The following is a 1,230-nucleotide window of genomic DNA, read 5'->3' on the forward strand; positions in this document are numbered from 1 at the left end:
GGGTTATAGGCCAAAAAGAGTGGATGGGGTGGCCGTTTTGCCGCGTGTTTGTGCGGTGAGATGGGGATCGTTATGGTCCGCGACGCTTAGTCGTGGACCTTCCATTGAATTCGATCGCGTGCGTGGTATGCGGTGTTCGGCTGGTCAAGAACGGTCGTCACCGGTCCGGGACGCAACGCTGGCGATGCCCGTCGTGTGGTGCCTCCAGCGTCCGCCGCCGCCCGGACGTGAAGCGCCGGCAGCAGCTGATCCGATTCGTGTCCTGGCTGATCGGGAAACAGACCCAGGCCGAGGCCGACGGCAGCACCAGCGGGCGCACGTTCCGTCGCGACACCGCCTGGTGCTGGGCCGTCTCACCCCGTCTGCCATGCACGACGGAGGTGTTCCATGCGGTCTTGGTAGACGGGATCTGGATCGGTTCCTGGTGCCTGCTCATCGCGTTATCCGACACCGGCCGGGTCCTTGCCTGGCAATGGGCCGCTCGCGAGACCATCGCCGCGTGGGAAGCACTGCTGTACCAGGTCCCCGGGCCTGCCGTGATCGTCTCCGACGGCGGCTCCGGACTGCCCACCGCACTGTCACACTGCTGGCCCGAGACAAAACACCAACGCTGCCTGTTCCATCTGCAAATGAACGTCACCCGGCACCTGACCCGCACCCCGCGCACCGCCGCCGGCCGTGCACTACGACGCCTCGTGATGACTCTTTCCGAGGTCGATGACGAAGACAAGGCGATTGCCTGGCAGCTGCAGTTGGAGCAGTGGTGGCAGACCTTCGGACACCTCACCCGGGAACGCACCCTGCTGCGCAACGGCCAGTTCGGGTTCACCCACGACCGGCTCCGGAAAGCGTGGCTCCTGATCCGACTCGTCGTCCGCAAGAACCTGCTCTTCACCCATATCAGCTACGGCAACCCGCGCACCACCTCCGCGCTGGAAGGCCTCAACGCGCAGATCCGCGACCTCCTACGCCGACACCGCGGCATGACCGAAGAACACCGCCGCCGCGCCGTCGAATGGTTCCTCACCACACGAGAACTCACCATCGACGAAGCGATCACCACCGCAGACCCCACCCCGAAAACCACAGCCGACCCGCAGCCAGACGACCAACTCAGCCACATCGTCTACGACACAAGCCCCACCGCAGAAGAAGGCCTCTGGACCCGATCAGGACACGTCCACTAAACGAACACGCCCGAACCCATCCACTCTTTTTGGCCGATAAGCC

At 64.4% G+C, this 1,230-nt stretch carries 1 protein-coding gene; it reads left to right on the plus strand.

Going from position 1 to position 1,230, the window contains the following annotated elements:
* The first annotated feature begins 92 nt into the window (after nucleotides 1-92).
* The gene (locus ACX9R5_RS18725; protein WP_459410576.1) at nucleotides 93-1,187 is read left to right on the plus strand and encodes an IS1249 family transposase; all 1,095 of its coding nucleotides are present in this window, start codon (nucleotides 93-95) and stop codon (nucleotides 1,185-1,187) included.
* Nucleotides 1,188-1,230 lie beyond the last annotated feature (43 nt).

The sequence above is a fragment of the Rathayibacter sp. CAU 1779 genome (assembly GCF_054551755.1).